The organism is Pseudooceanicola sp. LIPI14-2-Ac024, assembly GCF_042188925.1.
Classification (GTDB): Bacteria; Pseudomonadota; Alphaproteobacteria; order Rhodobacterales; family Rhodobacteraceae; genus Pseudooceanicola.
Genome location: NZ_CP170102.1, coordinates 1,794,394 through 1,811,897 on the forward strand (window position 1 = coordinate 1,794,394; position 17,504 = coordinate 1,811,897).

14 protein-coding genes and 1 pseudogene are annotated in these 17,504 nt (G+C 64.3%); 5 read left to right on the forward strand and 10 right to left on the reverse strand.

Annotated elements, in window-relative coordinates:
• Positions 1–33: 33 nt before the first annotated feature.
• The 3 genes from ACE2AC_RS08780 to ACE2AC_RS08790 are packed head-to-tail and all read right to left on the reverse strand — an operon-like array spanning position 34 to position 3,704.
• Positions 34–819 carry an FAD binding domain-containing protein gene (locus ACE2AC_RS08780; RefSeq protein WP_375691716.1) on the reverse strand — a complete coding sequence of 262 codons (786 nt, stop codon included), beginning with the start codon at positions 817–819 and terminating at the stop codon, positions 34–36.
• An 11-nt stretch (positions 820–830) separates the two neighbouring features.
• Positions 831–3,206 (reverse strand): xanthine dehydrogenase family protein molybdopterin-binding subunit, encoded by a 2,376-nt coding sequence (locus tag ACE2AC_RS08785; protein WP_375691717.1) that lies wholly within the window; start codon positions 3,204–3,206, stop codon positions 831–833.
• A 15-nt stretch (positions 3,207–3,221) separates the two neighbouring features.
• On the reverse strand, positions 3,222–3,704 hold the full coding sequence (locus ACE2AC_RS08790; protein WP_375691718.1) for a (2Fe-2S)-binding protein: 483 nt from the start codon (positions 3,702–3,704) through the stop codon (positions 3,222–3,224).
• A gap of 746 nt (positions 3,705–4,450) precedes the next feature.
• Here ACE2AC_RS08790 and ACE2AC_RS08795 point away from each other — a divergent pair.
• The gene (locus tag ACE2AC_RS08795; protein WP_375691719.1) at positions 4,451–4,597 is read left to right on the forward strand and encodes a hypothetical protein; all 147 of its coding nucleotides are present in this window, start codon (positions 4,451–4,453) and stop codon (positions 4,595–4,597) included.
• Positions 4,598–4,993: 396 nt separating this feature from the next.
• On the opposite strand, the gene ACE2AC_RS08800 is transcribed toward ACE2AC_RS08795, so the two are convergent.
• From ACE2AC_RS08800 to ACE2AC_RS08820, 5 genes and pseudogenes are all read right to left on the reverse strand, one after another.
• Positions 4,994–7,279, reverse strand: a complete 2,286-nt coding sequence (locus ACE2AC_RS08800; RefSeq protein WP_375691720.1) for an Orn/Lys/Arg decarboxylase N-terminal domain-containing protein — start codon at positions 7,277–7,279, stop codon at positions 4,994–4,996.
• A gap of 777 nt (positions 7,280–8,056) precedes the next feature.
• Positions 8,057–9,871, reverse strand: coding sequence for a TniQ family protein (locus ACE2AC_RS08805; protein WP_375691721.1), 1,815 nt, complete (start codon positions 9,869–9,871; stop codon positions 8,057–8,059).
• 34 nt (positions 9,872–9,905) lie between these two features.
• A complete protein-coding gene (locus tag ACE2AC_RS08810; RefSeq protein WP_375692083.1) occupies positions 9,906–10,982 on the reverse strand; it encodes an ATP-binding protein in 1,077 nt (358 codons plus the stop codon).
• A pseudogene (locus ACE2AC_RS08815) lies at positions 10,965–11,163 on the reverse strand (transposase); the annotation flags it as partial. The gene ACE2AC_RS08810 and the pseudogene ACE2AC_RS08815, both read right to left, overlap by 18 nt.
• Before the next feature lie 450 nt (positions 11,164–11,613).
• The gene (locus tag ACE2AC_RS08820; protein WP_375691722.1) at positions 11,614–11,964 is read right to left on the reverse strand and encodes a hypothetical protein; all 351 of its coding nucleotides are present in this window, start codon (positions 11,962–11,964) and stop codon (positions 11,614–11,616) included.
• A 27-nt stretch (positions 11,965–11,991) separates the two neighbouring features.
• On the opposite strand from ACE2AC_RS08820, the gene ACE2AC_RS08825 reads away from it, so the two are divergent.
• Entirely contained in the window at positions 11,992–12,366 is a 375-nt protein-coding gene (locus tag ACE2AC_RS08825; RefSeq protein ID WP_375691723.1) for a hypothetical protein, read from the forward strand.
• 325 nt (positions 12,367–12,691) lie between these two features.
• Here ACE2AC_RS08825 and ACE2AC_RS08830 read toward each other — a convergent pair whose 3' ends face one another.
• Entirely contained in the window at positions 12,692–13,180 is a 489-nt protein-coding gene (locus ACE2AC_RS08830) for a hypothetical protein (protein WP_375691724.1), read from the reverse strand.
• 126 nt (positions 13,181–13,306) lie between these two features.
• Here ACE2AC_RS08830 and ACE2AC_RS08835 point away from each other — a divergent pair, with 126 nt between their 5' ends.
• Both ACE2AC_RS08835 and ACE2AC_RS08840 read left to right on the forward strand, forming a co-directional pair.
• Entirely contained in the window at positions 13,307–13,945 is a 639-nt protein-coding gene (locus ACE2AC_RS08835) for a Crp/Fnr family transcriptional regulator (RefSeq protein ID WP_375691725.1), read from the forward strand.
• A 64-nt stretch (positions 13,946–14,009) separates the two neighbouring features.
• Positions 14,010–16,472, forward strand: a complete 2,463-nt coding sequence (locus tag ACE2AC_RS08840) for a heavy metal translocating P-type ATPase (RefSeq protein WP_375691726.1) — start codon at positions 14,010–14,012, stop codon at positions 16,470–16,472.
• Between the two features lie 17 nt (positions 16,473–16,489).
• Here the strand turns inward: ACE2AC_RS08840 and ACE2AC_RS08845 are convergent, their stop codons facing one another.
• On the reverse strand, positions 16,490–16,945 hold the full coding sequence (locus ACE2AC_RS08845; RefSeq protein WP_375691727.1) for a DUF305 domain-containing protein: 456 nt from the start codon (positions 16,943–16,945) through the stop codon (positions 16,490–16,492).
• A gap of 131 nt (positions 16,946–17,076) precedes the next feature.
• On the opposite strand from ACE2AC_RS08845, the gene ACE2AC_RS08850 reads away from it, so the two are divergent.
• Positions 17,077–17,490, forward strand: a complete 414-nt coding sequence (locus tag ACE2AC_RS08850; RefSeq protein WP_375691728.1) for a MerR family DNA-binding protein — start codon at positions 17,077–17,079, stop codon at positions 17,488–17,490.
• Positions 17,491–17,504: the final 14 nt, after the last annotated feature.

Genomic DNA, 17,504 nt, shown 5'->3' on the forward strand with positions numbered 1-17,504 from the left:
GGGCGGACGCCCGACAGGCGCCCGCCCCAGCGTTCATCTTGCCCCGGCGACGGCGCGCGCGGTCATCACGCCGACAAGGTGCGCGCGGTAGGCCGGCGTGCCGTGCAGATCGCCGATCAGGCCGTCCGGCGACGCCTTGAGCCCCTCGACCGCGGAGGTCGAGAAATCGGACGAGAGCGCCGCCTCGGCCTCGGCCCAGCGGAACACGCCGCCCTCGCCCGCGCCGGTGACCGCCACCCGGACGCCGTCGCCGAACTTCGCGACGAAGACCGCGACCAGCGGAAAGCGCGAGGCCGGCTGCGCGAACTTGGCGTAATGCGCGGCCTGCGGGATGGGGAAGCGGACGGCGGTGATGATCTCGCCGGGCTCCAGCGCCGTTTCGAAAAGGCCGCGAAAGTAGTCGTCCGCCGCGATCTCTCGCCGGTTGGTCACGACCGTCGCGCCGGTGGCCAGCACCGCGGCCGGGTAGCAGGCCGCCGGGTCGTTGTTGGCGAGCGAGCCGCCGATGGTGCCGCGCGTGCGCACCGCCGGATCACCGATCCCGCCCGCCAGCGCGGCGAGCGCCGGGAAGGCCCCCGCCTCGGCCGCGACCTTGCCGTGGGGCGTGGTGCCGCCGACCTCGAGCGTGCCGCCCGAGGCCTTAACGTAGGACAGCCCCGCGATGCCGGTGAGGCTCACCAGCTTCGACGGCGCCGCCAGCCGCAGCTTCATCGTCGGCAGCAGGGTCTGTCCGCCGCCAAGAGCCATCGCCTCGTCATCGGCGAGGGCCGCGACGGCCTCGTCCACGCTGCCGGGTCTCACGAATTCGAAGTTGTACATGTTACCCTCCCTCAGCTTTCGTGGATCGCCGACCACACGCGCGACGGCGTGAGCGGCATGTCGATGTGGGTGACCCCGGTCTTGCCAGCACGGTGCAGCGCGTCGATCACCGCGTTCACGACGGCGGGCGGGGAGCCGATGGCCCCGGCCTCACCGCAGCCCTTCACCCCCAGCGGGTTGTGCGTGCAGGGCGTCAGCACCGAATGGTCCACCCGGAACGACGGCACGTCGTAGGCGCGCGGCATGGTGTAATCCATGTAGCTGCCCGACAGGAACTGGCCCTCGCCGTCATAGACCGCATGCTCCAGCAGCGCCTGCCCGACCCCTTGCGCCAGACCGCCATGCACCTGGCCCTCGACGATCTGGGGATTGATGACATTGCCGAAATCGTCGGCGGCCGCGAAGGACACGACATCCACCTTGCCCGTCGCGGGATCGACCTCGACCTCGCAGGCATAGGCCCCGGCCGGGAAGGTGAAGTTGGCGGGGTCGTAGAACGCCGTCTCCTCCAGGCCCGGCTCGATCATCTCGAGCGGGAAGTCATGCGGGATGTAGGCCTTCAGCGCCACGTCGCCCCACGGCACGTTCTTGTTCGTGCCGCGCAGGGAAAAGACGCCGTCCTCGAAATCGACCTCGCCGTCGCCCGCCTCCATCATGTGGCCGGCGATCTTCTTGGCCTTGTCGATGATCTTCTCGGTCGCCTTGACCACGGCCGAGCCGCAGACCGCCAGCGATCGAGAGCCGTAGGTGCCCATGCCAAAGGGGATCCGCGCGGTGTCGCCATGCACGATCTCGATCATCGCGGGGTCGATGCCGAGCCGTTCCGCCACGATCTGCGGGAACGTCGTCTCGTGCCCCTGCCCGTGACTGTGCGCGCCGACCATGACCAGCACGTTGCCGGTCGGGTTCACCCGCACCGTCGCCGCGTCGTAGAGGCCGACCCGTCCACCCAGCACGCCGACGAGGTTCGACGGCGCGATGCCGCAGGCCTCGATGTAGGAGGCGATGCCGATCCCGCGCAGCTTGCCGGCCTTCTCGGATTCGGCGCGCCGCGCTTCGAACCCGCCGAGGTCGGCCATCTCTTCCAGCCGGTCCATCACGGCGTCGTAGTTGCCGGTGTCGTATTCCAGCGCCACGGGCGTTGTGTAGGGGAACTGGTCTGGCTTGATGTAGTTCTTCCGCCGCAACGCGATCGGGTCCATTCCCAGCTCGCGCGCGCACTTGTCGATGACGCGCTCGAGGCTGAATGTCGCCTCGGGCCGCCCGGCGCCGCGGTAGGCATCGACCGGGACCGTGTTGGTAAAGACCCCCTTCACGTTCACGTAGACGTTCGGGACTGTGTAGTTCCCGGCCATCAGCGTGCCGTGCAGGAAGGTCGGCGTGGCGGTGGCGAAGTTCGACAGGTACGCGCCGAGGTTCGCCATCGTCTCGGTCCGGACGGCCAGGAAATGGCCTTCCTCGTCAGTTGCCAGTTCGATCTTCGTCACGTGATCCCGGCCATGGGCATCGGTCACGAAGGCCTCGGTCCGGGAAGAGGTCCACTTGACCGGCCGCCCCAGCCTCTTGGCCGCGGCCAGCACCAGCGCCTCTTCGCCGTAATGGTAGATCTTCGATCCGAAGCCGCCGCCAACGTCCGGGGCCACCACACGCAGCTTGTGTTCCGGGATGCCCATCACGAAGGCCGAGAGCAGCAGCCGCGTCAGGTGCGGGTTTTGCGACGTGGTGTAGAGCGTGTAGTCGTCCGTCCCGGTGTCGTAGTCGCCGATGGAACAGCGCGGCTCCATCGGGTTCGGCGACAGGCGGTTGTTCTTAAGCTCCAGCGTGGTGACATGGGCCGCGCTCTTGATCGCGGCATCGGTGGCGGCGCGGTTGTCCTCGATCCAGCCCCAGTCGAAGCAGACGTTCGACGGCACCTCGTCGTGCACGCGGTTGTCGCTGTTGGCGACCGCCTCGGCCATGTTCACGATGGCGGGCAGCTCCTCGATATCGGCCGAGATGGCCTCGGCCGCGTCGCGGGCCTGTTCGGCGGTTTCGGCGATCACCGCGGCATAGGCATCGCCGACATGGCGCACCTTGCCATGGGCCAGCACCGGGCGCTTGGGCTCCGTCATCGGGGTGCCGTCACGGCTGTGGATCAGCCAGCCGGCCGGGTTGCCGCCGACCTCGACGAAATCCGCACCGGTGAAGACGGCGAGGACGCCGGGCATCGACTCGGCGGCCGAGGTGTCGACCCCACGGATCGCGCCATGCGCGACCTCGGAGCGGGCGAAGGCGGCGTAGGTCTGGTTCTTGAGTACGATATCGTCGGTGTAGCGGCCCTTGCCGGTGGTGAAGCGCTTGTCCTCACGGCGTTTCTGGGCCTGTCCGATCACGGAATCCTTCGGCATGTCTTGCTCCTCCCCTCACTCGGCGGCCAGCGCGACGTCCTGACCGGACGCGGCCAGCACGGCCTTGACGATGTTGTGGTAGCCGGTGCAGCGGCAGATGTTCCCCTCGAGGTACTGGCGCACCTCATGCTCGGTCGGATGCGGATTGTCCTCGAGCAGGGCGGCGGCGGACATGATCATGCCGGGCGTGCAGAAGCCGCATTGCAGGCCGTGGTGTTCGTTGAAGGCCTCCTGCAGGCGGTGCAACGTGCCGTCCGGCGCGGCCATGCCCTCGATCGTGGTCACGTCGGCACCTTCGGCCTCGGCCGCGAGCATCGTGCAGGACTTGACCGGCTGGCCATTCACATGGACCACGCAGGCCCCGCATTGCGAGGTGTCACAGCCGACATGCGTGCCGGTCAGCCCGAGGTCCTGCCGCAGGTACTCGACCAGCAGGCGCCGCCCCTCGACATCGCGCGTGACCGGCTTGCCGTTCACGCTCATGGTAACTTGGGTCACTTGGTTTCCTCCCTGGATACGTGGCGCATGACCGGCGTGCAGCACGCCGGTTTCCGTCCTTCTTCTCTGGGTCGATCGCGCGGGGTCCTCCAACGCCGCGCGTGTCGTGCCGGGGCGTCCTCCCTGCCCCGGACCGCATCGCCGCCGTCGGTCGGCGCGCCTGGCGCACCCCGCCCCGCGGGCCAATGGCCCCGCGAGTCGGCCCGCCGGCTGAGCGAGCTTGACCCAACGTTCACTCCGACAACCCCTTTGAGTCCAGTCTCTTCTTCGGGAGGTGTACGGCCGCGGCCCTGCCACCGGCGCCATCCGGCGGCAACCCCGACCGGCCCGGGCCTGTCCTTGATCAAGGTCAGGCTCGCCTGGCCGGCACCGGTCCAACCTGAGCCAGTGGAGTCGAACGCTTAACGGAATCCTCAACCTGTGGCAGAGTTGTCAAAGGTTGATACGACAGCGACGCGACCGCAAAACCGGCGGAGCAAGGCCAGGTCCTTGATGACGAGCCAGCACAGCAGACGCGATTTCCTGCGCGGACGAGCCGGCGCCCCGAGGCCGGAGCCCATGCGGCCGCCGGGCGCACAGTCGCGGTTCACCGAGCACTGCACGGACTGTGGCGACTGCATCGGTGCCTGCCCCGAAGGGATCATCGTCCGCCACGACCTGCGCCATCCGGTTCCGCCTGTCGACTGGCAGCCGCGCGGCGCCCGTCCCCGACGACAAAGCCTGCACCGCTTGGCGCCCTGCACGCGATGGCGATCCCCGGGGCAGACCGCTCGGTCTTTTTCGCGGGCGAACGGAGCGAGGTCTTTGCGGCCCGCGACTGGATGCTGGCCCAGGGCATGGCGAAGTCCGAGTTCTTCGCCTCGACCTACTGGACAGCTCCGACGGGAGAGTGAACCGCGTCGGAGCGGCCGGGATCACCGGCCGCCCCGCGGTCCGGTGCCCCTCGACCTAGGCATTTCATGGCTCTGCCGGAGGGGTGGGGGCGAAGCTTTCGTCCGCCCCCCGGCCGGGGCGCTGCCACCCTTGAACGCCGGATCATGACAGCAAAGCGGGCGACCACCGTCAGGTCGTGCATCACGGCCACCACGGCGCGCCCCGTCATGATCCACTCGTGCACCATCTGCATCACCCGCCCGGCATGGGAGGGGTCGATTGTCCTCAGCGGCTCATCCAGCAGGGTAAAGCCAACTCAGCCCCCCCGCGCGGTCCGGCCAACGTCCTTCATCAGGGCGACGAAAGGCCTGCGGCGGCGGCGGCACCACCACCGCCACAGCACGAACAGAGATGTTTCATTCCTCGACACAGTCAGCGAAGTAGCTGACCTCGCCGTTGTCCCCCGTCTCCTGGACGAGGCCGTGGATGTCGGTCTCGAAGCCGGGGCACTCGCGCGAGAATTCGCGGTTGAAACGCAGGTAGTCCACGATCTCCTTGCTGAAGACCTCGCCCGGGATCAGCAGCGGAATGCCCGGCGGGTACGGTGTCACGAGGCTCGTGGTCACGCGGCCTTCCAGCTCGTCGATCGGCACCCGTTCGGTCTTGCGTCGGGCGATGTGTGAGAACGCCTCGGTCGGCGACATGGAGGGCCGGTGATCGCCGAGATAAATCTCGGTCGACAACCGCGCCACGTCGTACTTGGCATAAAGCTTGTGGACGTGCTGCGAGAGGTCGCGCAGTCCCATGCGTTCGTAGCGGGGCTGCTTGGCGCAGAACTCCGGCATCACGCGCCAGAGCGGCTGGTTGCGATCGTAATCGTCCTTGCACTGCTGGAGCGCGGCGAGAAGCGTGTTCCAGCGGCCCTTGGTGATGCCGATGGTGAACATGATGAAGAAGCTGTAGAGGCCGGTCTTTTCCACCACGACGCCGTGTTCGGCGAGGTACTTCGAAACGATCGAAGCGGGGATGCCGCTTTCCTCGAACCAGCCGTCGATGTTTAGGCCTGGCGTGATGATCGTCGCCTTGATCGGGTCCAGCATGTTGAAGCCGCGGGCCATGTCGCCGAAGCCGTGCCAGGCATCCTGCCCCGAGCTTTCCACCGCGTCGCTGTCGGTCTTCTTCAGCTCCCAGTCCTTGGCGCGGCCGATGCCTTCCTCGGCCAGCTCGTCCGGCCCCCAGACCTTGAACCACCAGTCATTGCCGTATTCCTCGTCGACCTGCCGCATGGCGCGCCGGAAATCGAGCGCCTCGGCCAGGCTCTCCTCGACCAGCGCGGTGCCGCCCGGCGGCTCCATCATGGCCGCCGCCACGTCGCAGCTCGCGATGATCGAATACTGCGGGCTGGTGGAGGTGTGCATCAGGTAGGATTCGTTGAACAGGTGCCGGTCGAGCTTGGTCTCCTCGCTGTCCTGAACAAGGATGTGGCTGGCCTGGCTGATGCCGGCGAGCAGCTTGTGCACGGATTGCGTGGAATAGGTCACCGAGTGCTTCGTCCGGCCCCGCTTCCGGCCCATGGCGTGATAGGTGCCGTAGAACGGGTGGAAGGCGGCGTGGGGCAGCCACGCCTCGTCGAAATGCATAGTCTCGACGTAGCCGTCGAGAAGGTCCTTCACAACTTCGGTGTTGTAGAGCACGCCGTCGTAGGTCGATTGCGTCAGCGTCAGGATGCGCGGCTTCACCGTGTCGGGATCGACCCCTTCGAGCAGCGGGTGCGTGCGGATCTTTTCCTTGATCGCCTCTGGCTCGAACTCGGACCGCTGGATCGGGCCGATGATGCCCCAGTGGTTGCGCGTCGGCTTGAGGAAGATCGGGATCGCGCCGATCATCACGATCGCATGCAGGATCGACTTGTGGCAGTTGCGGTCGACGATCACCACGTCGCCGGGAGCGACATTGTGGTGCCAGACCATCTTGTTCGAGGTCGAGGTGCCGTTGGTGACGAAGTAGCAGTGGTCGGCATTGAAAATCCGCGCCGCGTTCTTCTCGGATTCGCCGATGGCGCCGTTGTGGTCCAGCAGCTGGCCCAGTTCCTCGACCGAGTTGCAGACGTCGGCCCGCAGCATGTTCTCACCGTAGAACTGGTGATACATCTGCCCGATGGGCGATTTCAGGAAGGCGACGCCGCCGGAATGGCCCGGGCAATGCCAGGAATACGATCCGTCCTCGGCGTAATCCAGAAGCGCCTTGAAGAACGGCGGCTGGATGTATTCGAGATAGTTCTTCGCCTCGCGGATGATGTGGCGGGCGACGAATTCCGGCGTGTCCTCGAAGGCGTGGATGAAGCCGTGCAGCTCGCGCAGGACGGCATTCGGCAGGTGGCGCGACGTCTTGGTCTCGCCGTAGATGTAGATCGGGACATCCTCGTTCTTGGACCGGACCTCCTCGATGAAGTTGCGCAGGTTCAGGACGGCCGGATCGAGATCCGGGCCGGGCGTGAACTCCTCGTCGTCGATCGACAGGACGAAGGCCGCCGCGCGGCTCTGCTGCTGCGCGAATTGCGACAGGTCGCCATAGCTTGTCGCGCCCAGGACCTCGAAGCCTTCCTTCTCGATCGCCTCGGCCAGGGCCCGGATGCCAAAGCCCGAGGTGTTCTCAGACCGGAAATCCTCGTCGATGATGACGATAGGAAAGTGAAACTTCATCGGCTTCTCCCTGATGCAGCGTTCGTCGCCCGGTTGCTCTTGCAGCGACGCACCCGGCCGCCACGGCCAATATAGTCCGACAGCAGACCTTGGCGATCAGCAAGCAGGCCGTCAGCATTTGCATGCCAGATGGCGGACCGAAGCGGAAGCCGCGGATTTCCGTCCCGAGTGCAAAGGCAAACGGCATCGCGCCTTCGCCACTGGGCGCTCAGGTCAGATGGCCAGACGTCCGTGTCTCAGTCTGACCTCACAACGTGTCCTCGGCGGAGAGGATGCCATGCGAGGCCAACGCGGGATTGAGAGCGACCGCACCGTTCGCAGACGGGACGGAGGTACATGAGGTTGGCCGGAGGTATCGTGCTTCACCGCGGCCTTGTGCTTCGCGCCGGTCGCCGCTTGGCCTGTTCCGAGAACTCTCGGTTGCATGTATACGTACGCCTCTGAAGGTCCTTGCCGAACTGCTTTCCATCGAGAACCGACGGTCGGTAGTCAGAGCAGTTAAGACCGCCAGAGCACCTCATGGCCGAGAATTGCTGGTATAAATGGCCATTTGATCACTCAAATGGCCACTTTTTGCTTGCTAATTATGAAAACAACTTAACTTCGGCCATCGCGAAATCGTAAGCCATTGATTTTACTGACGCGGCAATCGAAATCGGCGGCAAAAACGGCCATTCTACAACTTAACTTTGGCTACGGGAATTTCTTTCGCGGGCAACAAAAAAATCGGCCACCCGAGGGCGGCCGATCATGAATAGCAGGTTGTCTTGTCGGGTTCTACACTTGGAAGCGTTCAGGCAGTTCGCTGCGGCGGAATATGCGAATTCCGATGTCCCTCTTCCGGAGGTGGACCTTCGCACGCGCCCTTTTCATCTCGGCTTTCAGTTCCTCTCCGCCCATCCCCAAAGCTTTCCCGATGATCGTTTCGGTCGTGAACTCGGCGAGAAAGGCCTCGATGGCTTCCGGCCGAATTCGTTGGATCACGTGATCACCATCCCCCCGGACTTCATCCACCGAGATATACCCGCGGCGGATCAACTCCCAACCCGACGAGTCCGGAAGAGGCACTGCTCCAAAAGCCTTGGCCGGCGAAAGGCCGACCAAGGTCTCTGCTGCAACCGCCTTGGTCTCGGCAGCGTCAACATGGATGGCCGCGAAGCCAGGCGTCCCGGCAACACGGACTACTTTGGACAGCTTGCCGGCGAGGATGAGATGAACGATCTCGCAAGCCGGGACTCGCGATTTCATGGCACCGATGGCCAGATCGACCATATCGGCAGGCACTGCTTCAACCGGGACTGCCGCGGCCTCGACACGCGCGAGAAGCGCGTCAACATCCCTTTCATCGACAGACTTCTTGAGGCGTCCCGGAGCATCGACCGCATCGGGTGCGATCTGCGCCAGGATCCGGTCCCGAACGAGATCTTCCGCAAGCGGACGAGTACAGCCAAGTTGTTCCGGCAGCGCATTAAGCGTAACGAGGCGTCGAACCGATAGCGCGACTTCTCGACCACGGGCAGCGTCGAAGACATTGCTCACCCACGGCTTTGCATCCGCGGGAATGAGCCCCTTGGCCACCAGGACATTCCAAAGAGCGCGCGCATCCAGCTGCATCTCGCTGGCAAGCGTGGCGCAAGTGTGCAGGCGTCGTTCGGGCAGGACCTCACCGAGGATCGAAGTGCCACCAGACAACTCCATGGTCGCAACGATGTGGTCGCGCAGGATGCGCTTGATGTCCCCGGGGTCCTTCTTTGAGCGCGAACGCGACAACCATTGGTACAGCCGACCGAAAATTGCCTGCGGACCCAGCTTGTCGCCCTTTCGTTCTGCCACCGACTGGAGATCGGTGAGCGCACGGCGGATACCGTCCTCACCCTGGGCGGTGATGGCGTACCCTGCGGCTCCTGCGCGATCCCAGTCGCACGCGGTAAACTTGTCGAGGTTGGCCTTCGGCCCGAACAGGGCGAGCGCACCGAGCATTTCGCTGGCCCGCACCGCTTGATCGATATCCTGGCTGTCCAACCAAGCGGGCCCTCGTTTGCCCTCCAGTCGGTCGAGCGCATAGGCTTGCAGAGGCGACACGGCCCGCGGCTCGAGCGACGCCGCCAGCTCCGAAAGCTTGGGCCCAGTCTCGGGCACCACGATCGCCAGCTCGTGGAAACGGTCGCCGATGCGACCCGCCTTGCGCCGCATCAACGGCAACCCGTGCTCGGGACACGTCCGAACCACGTTCAATTGCCAGATCCACTGGTAATGGCGAAGCCCCGTACGACCGCCCGATGCCTGGTCATCCGCCACAAGACAGACCGGGCAGAAGACTGTATACGGTGAGGCCAGGAATTCTGCCGAAACAATTTCCCCGCGAATGTCATAATGGGTCCGGTCAATCCCACGAGGAGTATTCGCAATCATTGCTTCTGCGGAGACATCTGCAATATCAGCGAGTTTCCGAACGGCGTCTGATTGACCACGCGCGAGATCGTCAAATTTGACACCAATATCGCTCAGGAAAGGGCGGGTCCGACCGCCGGTGTGCAGGGACCCAAGCCGGGCTGCAAAGCCCATCGAGGATTCACTCGGATGGTGGGGCATGTGAGGAATAAGCATGGTTGCTGCCTTATTCATTTCACGCTGCGACGTGGACTTTGGCGAGTTCGATCTCGGCCCAACGCGGGGAAAGGAAGACGTTCTTGCCAGGTACGGCCCCCTCCTGGATCGCCCAATCTTCCGCGAAGTGATCGGCCGTCAGCTGTTTGTCGCCGCGCAGGAGAGCCGTTTCGATTGCGGAAATGATGTTCTCGATGCAGCGCCCAAAACGGCCTCGGCTGGCGAAGACCAGTCGCGAGATCAAGTCCGAGGGCGGCGGCGGCACGAGCTCAGCCTTCTCGCAGTACTTGCCCATCAAGCGAACGAACATATCCCCGTGACTGGCAACGGAAACGGCGGGCAACGTGACCTTGGCGTAGCGTCGCTTGACCTGGTCATCATGCGACGCAATGTTCCAAAGGCTTTCGACCCCGGACAGGATCATGATAACTGCGCCGGGCCCCTGCATGACGGACTTCAGCAGCCTCAGAATGTCCTCGACCTGCTTGCCGGCCCGAAACAGGTCGTGCGCCTCATCAATCCACAGGACGACGGTCCCCCGCTCTCGCAAACGGTGCCGCAGAATTTTCCAGATGTCCCATTCCTTTCGAGACCCGGATACCTCTTCATACCCAGTCGCTCGCAGGATCTCGAGGCCCAGAGACTTTGTCGTGGCAGGACTTGGGACACGCACCCCAAGCCAAAGCAGGCTCTCTGGATCGTCGCCCTGCAAAGCAGGATGGGTCGACAGAACGTGGTGAATCAGGGACGTCTTCCCGCCACCGGCCCCCTCGACGAGCACGATACCACGGGTATCGCCCTCATCATGCCCCGTTTTCGTGAAGATCACGGGCCTCGGGGTCGGCTGTCCAGCCGAATTGCGTTGCAGAAGCCGGTCAAGCTGACTGCGAAGCTGACTATCGCGGGGTGTCTTGATGTACAGACCGCGGAGGTCCGCGACAATCTGGTACGGATTGAAGTTGGTATCAGTCATGTTGGCCATCTCCATATGCGTTGGTGGGGCAACCGGCGTCATCTCGGGTGATCCGTTCGCCGGTCTGTTCCAAGAATTTGTGTTCATCGAATTCGGCGCGAGAACGGTATGACGCTTGGTCATCCCAAATCGTTGGTCCTGGGCGCCATCGCTGTAGGTCTGCTGGCGGCCGCGCCTGCCCGGTGGCACGGCATCCCAGCTCATCTCGGATCGAACCAGATCGTCAGAGAGCCGCGGCGCTTGAGCGTTTTCTTATTGGCTGGCCGTTCCTGGATTTGTAGGTCGGAGGTGTCGGCCTGCTCATGCAGACCGTCTACTTCTCTGGCTTCACGAGATGAATCCCTTACGACACTTGGGCAAACGAGCCCGTTAGCATGTTCGACCGCTCAAAGCGGCTTCGATACGGGCGTAGGCACGAATAGCTTCGTGTCGCGTGTGCCGACCTTCGCAGAATTGGAGACCGTACGTGTCTGCACCCGTGTAGTTCATGGTGTAGCCGAGTGCTGAGAACGCATTGCACGCCGCATCGGTAAGGCGTTCCGGACTTTTCGGAGACGTCATTACGGTGACGCATGCCAGTTCTTTGCCAGACTGAGTGTAATGCCGATCTACCCAGACATGAACGATAGACAGGTGATAGACCTCCGTTAGCCACAACGTGATGTCACATATGTCCTGCTCGATCCCAATCTCGTGCGGATAGAGTTTCTGACGGCGCTCCTTCGCCGCCTGAAGCGCACAGCGGCCGCCGGGCTTAGTCGGCATGACCAAAACGCGCGAGGATCTCGCTGATGCGCGCTCCATGCCAGAGGTTCATTTCGGAGGCGGGCAACCCAAGTGCATGTCCAATCTGATCCAGCGGCGATGGCGCTTGATCGGCCAGGACGCGATGGATGTTCCGCAGTGACCCCTCAACGGCATCAGCATCCAGGACCTTCTGTCCGAAGGCATTCTTCAGGTCGCAGAGCGCATCGAGACCTCTCGGATCGTCGAGTGCATCGAGTAGGTCACAAAGGCTCTTGCCATGGCGGCGCAGGTGCTGTTCCACAGCGCAGGACGCGCTGAGACGCATTTCAGCGGTTCGGGCTGTCTGGGTATTTAGCATGATGATCCCCTCTTCATGCGGTGACGAATGCAGTTTTGGGATGCCTATTTCATCGGCGTCATTTCCCGTCGATTGCGGGAGAGTCTTTGGTGCGGCAGGACTCTTTCGGCTGGCTTCAGTGGCGTGCTTTCAGTCAAGTCAAAAAAACCATTGGTAGGTTCTCTTGAATTCGAAAGAGATATGCAGCGGCAGGGACAACCCCGTTTGCAGGCTTTGGAAGAGTGCCGCCCCGGAGGCTTCGGTGCGGCGCATTGTCGGTTATTTGGCCACGCGTTCTTCTGGAGGCTGAGCGAGACCTGCCTCGCGCTGTACATCGTCGAGCCCATCCGCCAGAAGGCAGATTTCATCCATGAAAGGATCGCAAGGCTTCAACAGGACAAAGAAACCTGCGTCGCCCCCTGACCTCAAATTAGTGAAATTGAGAATATGGGATCAGGGGGTGCTGCGTGTTCCGATTGATAGGCGCTCCTTCGATCTGGACTTTATTGAAGGATACATTGGCCGACATCTTCGACGACGAAGTAGATTTTTGATTTTCTTTTCCCAGGGCGCGAGGTGTCGTGATGTTCCCTTAGAAGGGACAGGCGCAACAATGCTCATCACGGGCGGCCATCAGGCGCGACCGGCCCATTGCCGCCATTCAACTCCAGCTTAATGAACGTCCGGTATGGAGATTTCACGGAAAGCTCCACGTCGAAGACGGAGGACGCCACCTCATATGTCCACGTCAGTGCAGCACACCTTTCGCCATGGCGAGGTGATGCGCCTGGTGATGTGCGCCTGTGGCCAGCAGGCCGAAAAAGCCGAGGGCGCGGATCTTCGTGCTGTCATCCGGTGAGTGTCCGGTGACACGCCACGCGAGCTTGCCATCGTCAGTCGTTTGGACCGTGGAACTCCAGCCGGTTTCCGTCGCCAGCACCGGTGCGTGGGCCGTAACCATCCTCGTCGCAGCATCCCCGGCGGGGCCAACTGTCGGGATAAGAATTTCCACCCCGCCATCGACCTCCCGCGCGTCCGCGGCTGGCCCCCTGCCGACGGCATCCATGTCGAGAAGGTGCTCACGCAGGGCACCGATATCGACACGCGACCAGTCCGTGGCGGGATCGGACGACAGCATCGCGACGATCTCGGCAATGGCACCAAAGATGTCGTCCCCCGGCAGCTCCGGGATTGCACCCTCGGTGCCGCCCAGATGAGCCGCGTGGTCATGGGTCATCTGGGCAAACGCTGGAACGGCAAAAGCCTGAGATGCCGCAAGTAGAAGCGCAGCGCGCCGTTTCATACCTTTCCTCCGATCCGGGACTTTACGCCACAGAGCTACCGCTCATCCGGCACAGGGAATATGATCACGATCATGTCCGATGTCGTTGCGACCCTCACCGGGGCACTTCCCGCCGATGCCATCCGTTCCATGTCGGCACCGTCGGGAACACAGCTCTTCTGCCAGGGCGACCGTCCCCGAGCCCTCTTTGCATTGCGGGATGGGCGTGTCGACCTGATGCGCTGGACCTCAGCCGGCAGCGCCGTGCGCGTTCACGCGGCCGGCCCGGGCGAGACTTTGGCCGAGGCCTCGCTGTTCGCCGAAGCCTACCATTGCGATGCCTTGGTCCGCGAAGATGCCACCGTGATCCGCTTTGCCCTGCCTGCGGTTCTCGAAGCCTGCGAAACCTCGCCCATACTGGCCTTCGCGCTTATGCGCCATCTTGCGTCCAGCCTGCGCGATGCGCGCCGCAGGGTGGAACTTCGCGCCGTGAACCCGCTGACTGACAGGCTGCTGTTGCGGCTGGCCGAACTGGCCGATGCGGAGGGGCACCTGCCAGAAACTCTGGTCATGAAGGACATCGCCGCCGAAATCGGCGCCACGCCCGAGGCGACCTACAGGGCCATGGCGCAGCTGACGCGGCAGGGACGGATGATACGGGACGGACGGGCGCGACTCCGGGTTCCGGTTCCCGAAGGAGCCCGAGAAAAGAGCCCTTGACCCTCCAGTGACTGGAGGGATTACATGCCTTGTCCATCAGGCTCTCCGAGCGAAAGGACACGCCATGGCCGACGCCCATGCCCACCATCATTCTTATGCCACCACCGCGGTGACCCGCGATCCCGTCTGCGGCATGACGGTCGATCCCGGGGCCGGGAAGCCTTCGGCCGAGGTCGATGGCCACACCTATCACTTCTGCTCCGAGGGCTGCCGCGCGAAGTTCCTGGCCGATCCGGAGGCGTATCGCACCGCCAGGGACCCGGTCTGCGGGATGACCGTCGAGCGGGCCACCGCGGCCCACATGTCGAAGCACGAGGGGCAGCGGTTCTACTTCTGCTCGGAGGGCTGCCAGCAGAAGTTCGAGGCCGACCCCGAGGCTTACCTCGGCGATCACCCGGCCCCGGCGGCGATGCCGAAGGGCACGCAGTACACCTGCCCGATGCACCCCGAGATCATCCGCGACGCACCGGGCGACTGCCCGATCTGCGGCATGGCGCTGGAACCGATGATGCCCTCCGCCGACAGTGGGCCGAACCCGGAATACGTCGATTTCAAGCGCCGCCTCTGGATCACGGCGCCGCTGGCGCTGGCGATCTTCGTGCTGGAGATGGGATCGCACCTCGGCCTGCCCTTCGCCGACTGGATCGGCCATTCCGCCTTCGGCTGGGTGCAGTTCGCGCTGGCGACGCCGGTGGTCTGGATCTGCCGGCCGTTCTTCAAGCGGGGCTGGGCGTCGATCGTGAACCGCTCGCCCAACATGTGGACGCTGATCGCGCTCGGCACCGGGGCGGCCTATGTCTTCTCCATCGTCTCGCTGCTGGCGCCGGGGCTGCTGCCCGCGCAGATGGTCGACGGCATGGGCATGACGCCGGTCTATTTCGAGGCGACGGCGGTGATCCTCGTCCTCGTGCTGATCGGGCAGGTCATGGAACTCGCCGCTCGGGAGAGGACCGGCGACGCGATCCGGGCCCTGCTCGACCTCGCGCCGAAGACCGCGCGGCGCGTGAAGGACGGCAAGGAAGAGGATGTCGAACTCGACGCGCTGCGGACCGGCGACATCCTGCGGGTCCGGCCGGGCGAGAGCGTGCCGGTGGACGGCGTGGTGACCGAGGGCCATTCCTCGGTCGACGAGAGCATGATCACCGGGGAGCCGGTCCCGGTCGAGAAGGTCGCGGGCGAGGAGGTCACCGGCGGCACGCTCAACAAGACCGGCAGCTTCCTGATGGAAGCGCGGAATGTCGGCGACGACACCACGCTGGCCCGGATCGTGCAGATGGTGGCCTCGGCCCAGCGGTCCCGCGCCCCGATCCAAGCGATGGCCGACCGGGTGGCGGAGTACTTCGTCCCCGCCGTCGTGGGCGTGGCGCTGCTGGCCTTCGCCGCATGGTGGATCTTCGGGCCGGAGCCCGCGCTTTCCTATGCCTTCGTCGCGGCGGTCTCGGTTCTGATCATCGCCTGCCCTTGTGCGCTCGGACTCGCCACGCCGATGTCGATCATGGTGGCCACCGGGAGAGGTGCCCATGCCGGTGTGCTGATCCGCGATGCCGAGGCGCTGGAGCGCTTCGCCAAGGTCGACGTGCTGATCGTCGACAAGACCGGCACGCTGACCGAGGGCAAACCGACGCTGACCGACGCCGAGCCGGCAGAGGGCTTCGAGGCCGCCGAAATGCTCTCCCTCGCCGCGGCGCTGGAACGCGGCTCCGAACATCCGCTGGCCGAGGCGATCGTCGCCGGGGCCGAGGACAGGGGCGCGCCGGAGCGGCACAACAGCGACTTCGACTCGGTCACCGGCAAGGGTGTCACCGGCACGGTCGATGGCCGGAAGGTGGCGCTCGGCAATGCCGCTTTGATGGCTGACCTTGGGGTCGATGCAGGACCGCTCTCCGATCGCGCGAAGGCCCTGCAGGCCGAGGGCAAGACTGCGATGTTCGTCGCGGTGGATGGCAAACCCGCCGGGCTGATCGCCGTGGCCGACCGGGTGAAGGAGACGACGCCCGAGGCGATCCGGGCGCTGCATGACCTCGGCCTGCGGATCGTCATGGCGACCGGCGACGCCGAGGCGACGGCGCAGGCGGTGGCAAGGAACCTCGGGATCGACGAGGTACACGCCGGGGTCAGCCCCGAGGACAAGGGTGCCCTCGTCCGCAGGCTGAAGGAGGAGGGCCTCTCGGTCGCGATGGCCGGTGACGGGGTGAACGACGCCCCTGCCCTGGCCGAGGCAGATGTCGGCATCGCCATGGGCACCGGCGCGGACGTGGCGGTGGAGAGCGCCGGCATCACGCTGGTGAAGGGAGACCTGACCGGCATCGTCCGGGCGCGGAAGCTGGCCGAGGCCACGATGCGCAACATCCGCCAGAACCTGTTCTTCGCCTTCGTCTACAACACCGCCGGCGTGCCGCTGGCGGCGGGTATCCTCTACCCCTTCTTCGGCATCCTGCTCTCGCCCATCGTGGCGGCCGCCGCGATGAGCCTGTCCTCGGTCTCGGTCATCGGCAACGCGCTACGGCTTCGCGCGCAGAAGCTCTGATCACGGGAGGAGGCCGCTCAGTCGGCCTCCTTCGACTCGAGGTCCGCGATCAGCGCCTTCATCTCGGCGATCTCCTTCACCTGCGCCTCGATGATGCCGTCCGCCAGTTCCCGCACACGCGGATCGGTGATATTCGCCCGCTCCGAGGTCATGATGGCAATCGAATGGTGCGGGATCATGGCGCGCATGTAGCTCACGTCGTCAACCGTCGCCTGCGACCGGACCAGCCAGAGCGAGACCGCGAAGACGACGATCGCGCCCCCGAAAATCGCCATGTTGACCGTTCGGTTGCGATACATCGAAAGCATGAAACCCAGCATGATAACTGCCATGACGGCCCCCATCAGGAAAGCCATGTAGAGCCGCGTTTCGGAGAAGGTGATGTGATCGAGCGCGTAGGTGTTGAGATACATCAGGCCGAACATGACCACTGTCGAGGTGGCGACCATGGCAGCAAATCTTCCATAATACATTGGCAAGCCTCCGGTTTCCTTCACCCGGACAACGGCGACGACGTCGGTTCGGTTTCATGGGCCGATGCTGCAAAAACGCTTGACCCTCCACCTGCTGGAACCCGTAGCCTACCCTTCGAAAGGACCCCGCCATGAACATCGGACGCGCCGCGCGAGAGACAGGTTTGTCGGTCAAGACCATCCGCTATTACGAGGACATCGGGCTGGTCGATGCCGACCGCGCCGACAATGGCTACCGGGATTTCTGCACGCGCCAGATCACCCAGCTCCGGATGCTGGCACAGGCCCGACACCTCGGCTTCGGGCTTGAGGAATGCAGGCAACTGCTGGACCTCAACGCCGATCCGGACCGGGCCAGCCGCGACGTGCAGTTACTCGCCACCCGCAATCTGGGCGCGGTTCGGTCCAAGATCCGCCAGCTGCGTGCGCTGGAGGAACAACTCGAAACACTGATCCACGACTGCCACGGCGACGATGCGCCGGATTGCGCGATCCTCGACGGGCTGAGCACTCCAGTTGACCGCAAGCAGGCGGCAAAGGCATAGTCCCAGGGCAGTCC

Coding starts and splice junctions, on each gene's coding strand:
- ACE2AC_RS08850 (WP_375691728.1), top strand. CDS start 17,077: ATGAACATCGGACGCGCCGCGCGAGAGACAGGTTTGTCGGTCAAGACC.
- ACE2AC_RS08820 (WP_375691722.1), bottom strand. CDS start 11,964: ATGCTAAATACCCAGACAGCCCGAACCGCTGAAATGCGTCTCAGCGCG.
- ACE2AC_RS08830 (WP_375691724.1), bottom strand. CDS start 13,180: ATGACCCATGACCACGCGGCTCATCTGGGCGGCACCGAGGGTGCAATC.
- ACE2AC_RS08840 (WP_375691726.1), top strand. CDS start 14,010: ATGGCCGACGCCCATGCCCACCATCATTCTTATGCCACCACCGCGGTG.
- ACE2AC_RS08800 (WP_375691720.1), bottom strand. CDS start 7,279: ATGAAGTTTCACTTTCCTATCGTCATCATCGACGAGGATTTCCGGTCT.
- ACE2AC_RS08780 (WP_375691716.1), bottom strand. CDS start 819: ATGTACAACTTCGAATTCGTGAGACCCGGCAGCGTGGACGAGGCCGTC.
- ACE2AC_RS08795 (WP_375691719.1), top strand. CDS start 4,451: ATGGCGATCCCCGGGGCAGACCGCTCGGTCTTTTTCGCGGGCGAACGG.
- ACE2AC_RS08810 (WP_375692083.1), bottom strand. CDS start 10,982: ATGACCAAGCGTCATACCGTTCTCGCGCCGAATTCGATGAACACAAAT.
- ACE2AC_RS08785 (WP_375691717.1), bottom strand. CDS start 3,206: ATGCCGAAGGATTCCGTGATCGGACAGGCCCAGAAACGCCGTGAGGAC.
- ACE2AC_RS08805 (WP_375691721.1), bottom strand. CDS start 9,871: ATGCCCCACCATCCGAGTGAATCCTCGATGGGCTTTGCAGCCCGGCTT.
- ACE2AC_RS08835 (WP_375691725.1), top strand. CDS start 13,307: ATGATCACGATCATGTCCGATGTCGTTGCGACCCTCACCGGGGCACTT.
- ACE2AC_RS08825 (WP_375691723.1), top strand. CDS start 11,992: ATGCAGTTTTGGGATGCCTATTTCATCGGCGTCATTTCCCGTCGATTG.
- ACE2AC_RS08845 (WP_375691727.1), bottom strand. CDS start 16,945: ATGTATTATGGAAGATTTGCTGCCATGGTCGCCACCTCGACAGTGGTC.